This is a genomic window from Profundibacterium mesophilum KAUST100406-0324 (assembly GCF_009835145.1).
Taxonomy (GTDB): Bacteria; Pseudomonadota; Alphaproteobacteria; order Rhodobacterales; family Rhodobacteraceae; genus Profundibacterium; species Profundibacterium mesophilum.
Genome location: NZ_APKE01000003.1, coordinates 47,529 through 54,717, shown reverse-complemented (window position 1 = coordinate 54,717; position 7,189 = coordinate 47,529). Strand labels below are relative to the sequence as shown.

Here is a 7,189-nt window from a genome sequence, read left to right as displayed (position 1 = left end):
GGGGATGGCGCCGTCGAAGCTCATCACCCACGGCGCATCGTTGCGCTTGTAGGCCGCCCGCGCGGCGTTGGCGGTGCCTGTGTCGATCTCGAGGAGGATACCGACCCTGTCCCCCGCCGACAGGGCACCGGGCGGAACGACCGAGATGTTGTGGATGTTGCCCCCCTCGCGCGCGAGACGCTGAACGCTGACGCTGCCGTCGGTCTTGTAGATCACCCGCATGTCGCCGTTGAACAGGTCGATGAAGCTGGCGTTGGACGTCGGCAGGGTGGGGAGCGAAATGTTCGCGTGGTAGAGCAGGTTCGTCGACGTCGAGAATGGCCAGACCTTTTTCAAGAAGGTGCCGGCGGCGAGCGTGACCGCAGGCTGAACAGCCGCGACGACCTCTTGCTGCGCCACGATGCTTCGCTCTTCGGTCCCCGCAACATTCGCCGCGATCTCGACATAGCGCAGCTCGAGGCCGTCATCCTCCGGCGGCAGGGTGTAGGTGCTGCCGGAGGCGCGCGCGACCGTGTCGGTGCCCACGAACCATTGCCGGGTGATCTCGGGCGGGTCATCGGACGGCGCGATGACGAGCCCGGCATCGACGACATGGTCGGGTCCCGTGCCCCGGCTCACCGGCGCCCGCAGGAAGACCGGCCAACCTTCGGCAAGCGCGGCCTTCGCCACGAGGTAATCGCCGTCATACTGCGCGACGGGATGCCCGGTGAGCCTGAAGGAGAGATGGTCGGACTGCTCCTCGATCCGGGTGACGGTGCCGCCGCTGGCAGTGATGGCATAGGCCGGCGCCGCCTGTGCAAGAAGCTCGGCCACGGGCTGCGGCGCGCCGATGGCGATCGCGAGACCGACCTCCATCACGCCAGTCCCGTGATACCTGTCGCATCCGTGCCGGTCGCATGGATGCGGCGCGCGCGCACCGGGAACGCCATTCCCGCCGCGACATGGATCGTGCCCGTCGTCCCGTCGATGGTGGTCAGGGTGACCGCGCCGCCCTGTGCCACGTTGATGGCGCGTGTCGCCTGCGCCAGATCGGCCCCGTCATCGGGGACGATCGCGAAAATCTGGCTCGCTGGCCCGGTGAGGCCCGATGTGAATTCCGAAAAACGATCGCTCATCTGCGTGATTCCCCTCGTTGCCATCCGTCACGCCGCCGCCGGTGCGCCCGTCCGAGACGCCCCACGGCGAGCATGCCGCAATGGTATGTGATGAGAGGCGAACCCTGCCGGTCAGGTCTTGAGGAAAGCCGATCGTACCGGCCGCCCTGCCCGCACCTCACGCAACGCGATGAGGCAGACCGGTCGGTCCTGAAAGGCACGGCAGGGGATGAGGGATGCAAGGCTGGTGGGTGGTGAGGGGCTCGAACCCCCGACATTTTCGGTGTAAACGAAACGCTCTACCAACTGAGCTAACCACCCGGCCCGGCCGGCGCCATCATCGCGGCGAAAGACTGCCGCGTGACGGGAAAATGGTGGGTGATAAGGGATTTGAACCCCTGACATCTTCGATGTGAACGAAGCGCTCTACCACTGAGCTAATCACCCGTTGGCGCGCTCATTACCTTGGGCACATTCCGCGTGCAAGCCTTGATTGCCCCGCCCCGCCAGCGTGCGCCCTGCAGATGCCGCGCCCGAATGCGGCGGGGCCGGCCCCTTTCAAAGTCTCGGGATCGAGCCGGCCAGGATCGGCGCCATCCTGAAGAAAATCGACCCCGGGCGCGCGCCCGATGATGACTACGGCCCGCGCCGCACCGCACGATAGGCGCTGGGCGTCATGGATGTCTGCTCCTTGAAGACCCTCGAGAAATGGCTCTGGCTAGAAAAGCCGCAGGCATGCGCGATCTCGATGAGGGGGGATGATCCTTCGAGCATTTTCTTCGCCCGCGTGATCCGCCGGTTCGTCACCCAGCCATGCAACGCAATCCCGCGCGTCATCCGGAACATCCGATGCAGGTGGAACGGGGAGAGATCGGCCAGGTGCGCGATATCGGCAAGGCGGATCCGATCCTCGAGATGGGCATCGATCCATTCGTCGATCCGTCGCAACTGACGCACGGGAAGCCCGCCCTTCACGGCAATCGCGCGCTTGCCCAACCGCCCCACCAGGTCCGAGAGCGCGGCATCCGCCAGCAGGATGTCCTGGCACCGGGCCGCCTGCGACAACTGCACGAGGGGCAAGGCGAGTTCTCGCCCTTCGTCGAAGGTCAGCTCCGGCAGGTCCATCCGGCGTGCATCGCAATCATGCACCTGCGCGAATGCAGCTCTCAACCGGTTATCCGGTATGTAGAGGTGCACGAATCGGAAAGGTGTCGTGATTTCCCATTCCGAGGTCTGGCCCTCGGGCATGATGCAGACCACGCCGGGCCGCCCCGTTCTCGGGCTCACATCAAGCCGGCGCGTGCCCGTGCCGCCTTCGAGATAATAGCTGAAGGCGTGACCGCGCGGGGCGGTATAGCTGATCCGATCATGGCTGTTCTCCCATATCGCGGCACTGGTCTCCGCGCCCATGGCGAGTGAGGCCGTGGCCCGGGCAGCGGGAGAAGACCCGAGAAAGTCGCGAATGGTCCTAGTCATGCCATCCCGTAGCCTGCGCCGGGAAGCCGCGCCATGCCGCCGCACAATTTCACCGCAAGATCCTGCAATGGCCTTCATGGGACGTCGGCTACAAGGTCCCAGAGGGAGCTATCGCATGAATACGCCGTTCTTGTTCGTCGCCACCGTCCTGATCTGGGGAACGACCTGGATCGCCATTGCCGCACAGGTTGGAGAGGTGGCCGTTACCGTCTCGATCTTCTACCGCTTCGCTCTTGCCAGTGTTGTCATGCTGGCAGGATTGGCGGCTCTCGGCCGGCTGCGGTGGCCCGCCCGCTGGCGGTTCGTCGTCGTGCAGGCGCTATGCCTTTTCTGCTTCAACTTCATCGGCATCTACATGGCCACGTCGTTGATCCCGTCAGGCCTGGTCTCGGTCATCTTCTCCCTGGCCTCGATCTTGAACGCCATCAACGCACGGCTCTTCTTCGGCGATCCCGTCGATGGACGGACTATCCTGGCGGGGAGCCTGGGTGTCGGCGGCCTGGTCCTGCTCTTCTGGAACGATGTCGCGGTGGCGGTCGACCCTGCCACCCTGCGCGGCATCGCCTGGGCGTTTCTGGGGACCATGCTGTTCTCCCTTGGCAACATGGCATCGCGGCGCAACAGCATGCTGGGCGTTGCGCCCGTCACGGCCAATGCGTGGGGTATGGCGATCGGCGCGCTGTGCCTGCTGCTCATCGTCACGATGACAGGGCAGCCTCTCGGCTTGCCAATGCGGGAGAGCTACTGGATCGCGCTCGCATATCTTGGCGTGATCGGGTCGGTCATCGGCTTCACGACCTACCTGATGCTCATAAGCCGAATCGGATCGGCAAGGGCCGGCTATGCGACGGTCCTCTTCCCCATCGTCGCGCTTACCGCTTCGACCATGCTCGAGGATTACCAATGGACGGCGCCGGCGATCCTCGGCGTGGCGCTCGCCTGCGCCGGCAACGTCGTCATGTTCCGAAAGGGGTGACGCCCCCGATAGCAGAGCCGGCCCAGAGCGGACGCCGCCCTTGCTTCTCCCGGGCCCTAGGGACCGTGGATCGGTCTTCTCCGCAGACGGCAATCGAAATGCCAGCGCGGCAATGGCAATCCTCGCAATCCTGCGCCGGGCCCGCATCAAGGCCGCGCAAACGGCAAGGGGCCGGCCATGGCGGCCGGCCCCTTCGATCACATGCTCAAGAGGGCTCAGTGCGCGGTTGCGCCGGTGCCCGCCTCCGACGACTTGGCCGCCGCGGCCGCCGCGGCCTCTTCCGCCTCGGCATCCCACTCGATCGGCTCGGGCTTGCGCACCAGCGCATGCTCGAGAACCTCCGAGACGTGCTTGACCGGGATGATCGTCATGCCCTTCTTCACGTTGTCAGGAATGTCCGCGAGGTCCTTCTCGTTCTCCACCGGGATGAGCACCGTCTTGATGCCGCCCCTCAGGGCCGCGAGCAGCTTCTCCTTGAGGCCGCCGATCGGCATCGCATTGCCGCGCAAGCTGACCTCGCCCGTCATCGCGATATCCTTGCGAACCGGGATCTGCGTGAGCACCGAAACGATCGACGTCACCATGGCCAGACCGGCGCTGGGGCCGTCTTTCGGGGTTGCCCCGTCGGGAACGTGCACATGGATGTCGAGCTTGTCGAAGCGCGGCGGCTTAACCCCGATCTTGGGGCTGATCGAACGGACGTAGCTCGATGCCGCGTCGATCGATTCCTTCATCACGTCCCCGAGCTTGCCGGTCGTCTTCATCCGGCCCTTGCCCGGCAGCCTGAGCGCCTCGATGGACAGCAACTCGCCGCCAACGCTCGTATAGGCCAGCCCCGTGACGACACCGATCTGGTCCTCCTCCTCGGCAAGACCGTAGCGATGCTTGGGCACCCCGAGGAAGTCACCCAGGTTCTCGGGCGTCACCTCGACCTTGTCGGTCTGCTTGCGCACGATCTGCGTCACCGCCTTGCGGGCGATCTTCGCGATCTCGCGCTCGAGGTTCCGCACACCCGCCTCGCGCGTGTAGGTCCGGATCACTTCCTGAAGCGCCGTCTCGCTCAGCTCGAACTCGCCCTTCTTGAGGCCGTGGTTCTTGACCTGCTTTCCGATCAGGTGCTGCCTGGCGATCTCGCGCTTCTCGTCCTCGGTGTAGCCGGCGAGCGGGATGATCTCCATCCGGTCCAGAAGCGGGCCGGGCATATTGTAGGAGTTCGCCGTCGTCAGGAACATCACGTTCGACAGGTCGTATTCCACCTCGAGATAGTGATCGACGAAAGTGCCGTTCTGCTCGGGATCGAGCACCTCCAGCATCGCGGAAGCCGGATCACCGCGGAAGTCCTGCCCCATCTTGTCGATCTCGTCGAGCAGGATGAGCGGGTTGGTGGTCTTGGCCTTCTTCAGCGCCTGGATGATCTTGCCAGGCATCGAGCCGATATAGGTCCGGCGGTGCCCCCGGATCTCGCTCTCGTCGCGCACGCCGCCGAGCGAGATGCGGATGAACTCGCGCCCCGTGGACTTGGCTACCGACTTGCCCAGCGACGTCTTGCCGACACCCGGAGGTCCGACAAGGCACAGGATCGGCCCCTTGAGCTTCTTGCTGCGCTGCTGCACGGCGAGATACTCGACAATCCGCTCCTTGACCTTCTCAAGCCCGTAATGATCGTCATCGAGGATCTTCTCGGCCTTCGCCAGGTCCTTGCTGACGCGGGACTTCTCGCCCCACGGAATCCCGAGCAGCCAGTCGAGATAGTTGCGCACGACGGTGGCTTCGGCGCTCATCGGGCTCATGTTCTTGAGCTTCTTGAGCTCGGCCTCGGCCTTCTCGCGCGCCTCCTTTGAAAGCTTGGTCTCGGCGATGCGCTTCTCGAGCTCGGCGACTTCGCCGGCCCCCTCCTCGCCATCACCCAGCTCCTTCTGGATCGCCTTCATCTGTTCGTTGAGGTAGTATTCGCGCTGGGTGCGCTCCATCTGGCTCTTGACGCGGGTCTTGATCTTCTTCTCGACCTGCAGGACGCTCATCTCGCCCTGCATCAGGCCATAGACCTTCTCGAGCCGCTCGGCGACGGAAAGGGTCTCGAGCAGCTGTTGCTTCTGCTCGACCTCGACGCCAAGGTGCCCGGCCACCAGGTCGGCAAGCTTCGCCGGCTCGCGGGTCTCCCCGACGGCCGCGAGCGCCTCTTCGGGGATGTTCTTCTTGATCTTGGCGTAGCGCTCGAACTCGCCGGCCACCGAACGGACCAGCGCGTCGACGGTTTCCTGCTCGCCCGCTTCTTCATCAAGGCTCTCGGCACGGGCCTCGAAGTAGCTGTCATTCTCGATGAACTCGGCGATGCGTACACGCTCGCGCCCTTCCACGAGAACCTTCACGGTTCCGTCGGGAAGCTTGAGCAGCTGCAGGACGTTGGCCAGCACACCGGTGCGATAGATGCCATCGGCATCCGGGTCATCGACGCCCGCATCGATCTGGCTCGACAGCAGGATCTGCTTGTCGTCGGCCATGACCTCCTCAAGCGCGCGCACCGATTTCTCGCGGCCCACGAAAAGCGGAACGATCATGTGCGGAAACACCACGATGTCGCGCAAGGGCAGCACCGGATAGGAGGGTCGTGTTTGCTCGGTCATGTATTTTCCTTCTTGGCAAAAGGGCCCCGTCCCGATCACGGCGACCTGTGGCCCTTTCCGATATCTTGCTATTTGGGGGCGCGAAGCTGCCTGTTCAAGCATGTGCGACTGTGTTCGCGGCACCCTGCCCGTGCGTTCCGCGCGATACAATAGACGCCGCTCGATGCCCGGTTTGCCGGGGAGACAAACGCGCCTTCGCAATCGAAAATTCGGCGGGTTTGTGGTATTGTCGCATCATTGTGTACAGCCGCCCACCCCGTCGCGCGGCTTTTCAGAGTGATTCAACACAGCGCAATCCAACCAGGAGAAATGCCATGAGGGGTCTTCTCACTTTCGCCTCCGCACTGGTCATCGGTTTCACGACCGCCGCCGGGGCCGTCACATATACCGACCGCACCACCTTCCTGAACGCCATTACCCTGAGCTTCACGGAGGATTTCGAAACGCTGCCCGCTCCGCTCAATCCGCCCTTCACGTTGGGCACCGGACTGACCGTCTCGTCTGATGCAAATGATCTCTACACCGCGTCGCCGGGCCAATCGTCCAATCCCACCCAGGCCATCGGCAGCAACTTCCCACTGTCGGACTGGCTCGATTTCGATCTCGGCGGCACTTTCACTGCCTTCGGAACCGACATTTTTCAGAATCTCGGGGGCGGAGCGCAAGGCTCTGCACCGGTGGCATACAGCCTTCATGCCTATGCCGGAACGTCCCTGGTCGCCTCCGTGATGGGCGACATCGCACCGAACAGTGGGGGTTTCCTGGGCCTGACGGCCGCCGGCTTCGACCGGGTCCGCCTTATCGGCGAGCCGGTGGACGTGTACGAGGTCGCCGATAACGTCTCGGTCGGCTTTTCCGACAATGTCATTCCAGCCCCGATCCCGCTGCCAGCCGGATTCCCGCTGCTGATCGCCGGCGTGGCGATGCTCGGACTGCTGACCCGCAAACGCGCCTGAAACGGCGGCCGCCGCCACGAAAAAAGGGCGGCACGCCCGTTGCGTGCCGCCCCCTTGAAACCC

Annotated in this window: 6 protein-coding genes and 2 tRNA genes; 2 read left to right on the top strand and 6 right to left on the bottom strand. The window is 64.3% G+C overall.

All coding sequences use genetic code 11. The annotated features are described in order from the left end of the window. From PMES_RS01215 to PMES_RS01195, 5 genes are all read right to left on the bottom strand, one after another. The coding region (locus tag PMES_RS01215; protein WP_159963708.1) for a hypothetical protein at positions 1–855 on the bottom strand (855 nt) is incomplete at its 3' end. Further along, positions 855–1,115, bottom strand: a complete 261-nt coding sequence (locus PMES_RS01210) for a spike base protein, RCAP_Rcc01079 family (RefSeq protein ID WP_159963707.1) — start codon at positions 1,113–1,115, stop codon at positions 855–857. The genes PMES_RS01210 and PMES_RS01215, both read right to left, overlap by 1 nt. Positions 1,116–1,339: 224 nt before the next feature. Beyond that, positions 1,340–1,415 (bottom strand) — tRNA-Val (locus PMES_RS01205). A gap of 51 nt (positions 1,416–1,466) precedes the next feature. Further along, a tRNA-Val gene (locus tag PMES_RS01200) sits at positions 1,467–1,541 on the bottom strand. Between the two features lie 189 nt (positions 1,542–1,730). Continuing rightward, the gene (locus tag PMES_RS01195; protein WP_236549653.1) at positions 1,731–2,504 is read right to left on the bottom strand and encodes a helix-turn-helix domain-containing protein; all 774 of its coding nucleotides are present in this window, start codon (positions 2,502–2,504) and stop codon (positions 1,731–1,733) included. Between the two features lie 181 nt (positions 2,505–2,685). Here PMES_RS01195 and PMES_RS01190 point away from each other — a divergent pair, with 181 nt between their 5' ends. After that, on the top strand, positions 2,686–3,546 hold the full coding sequence (locus PMES_RS01190; protein WP_159963705.1) for a DMT family transporter: 861 nt from the start codon (positions 2,686–2,688) through the stop codon (positions 3,544–3,546). 215 nt (positions 3,547–3,761) lie between these two features. On the opposite strand, the gene lon is transcribed toward PMES_RS01190, so the two are convergent. Then, positions 3,762–6,170 (bottom strand): endopeptidase La, encoded by a 2,409-nt coding sequence (lon, locus tag PMES_RS01185; RefSeq protein WP_159963704.1) that lies wholly within the window; start codon positions 6,168–6,170, stop codon positions 3,762–3,764. 314 nt (positions 6,171–6,484) lie between these two features. Here lon and PMES_RS01180 point away from each other — a divergent pair, with 314 nt between their 5' ends. After that, positions 6,485–7,126, top strand: a complete 642-nt coding sequence (locus tag PMES_RS01180; protein ID WP_159963703.1) for a hypothetical protein — start codon at positions 6,485–6,487, stop codon at positions 7,124–7,126. Positions 7,127–7,189 lie beyond the last annotated feature (63 nt).

Coding starts and splice junctions, on each gene's coding strand:
- PMES_RS01195 (WP_236549653.1), bottom strand. CDS start 2,504: ATGGGCGCGGAGACCAGTGCCGCGATATGGGAGAACAGCCATGATCGG.
- PMES_RS01210 (WP_159963707.1), bottom strand. CDS start 1,115: ATGAGCGATCGTTTTTCGGAATTCACATCGGGCCTCACCGGGCCAGCG.
- PMES_RS01190 (WP_159963705.1), top strand. CDS start 2,686: ATGAATACGCCGTTCTTGTTCGTCGCCACCGTCCTGATCTGGGGAACG.
- PMES_RS01180 (WP_159963703.1), top strand. CDS start 6,485: ATGAGGGGTCTTCTCACTTTCGCCTCCGCACTGGTCATCGGTTTCACG.
- lon (WP_159963704.1), bottom strand. CDS start 6,170: ATGACCGAGCAAACACGACCCTCCTATCCGGTGCTGCCCTTGCGCGAC.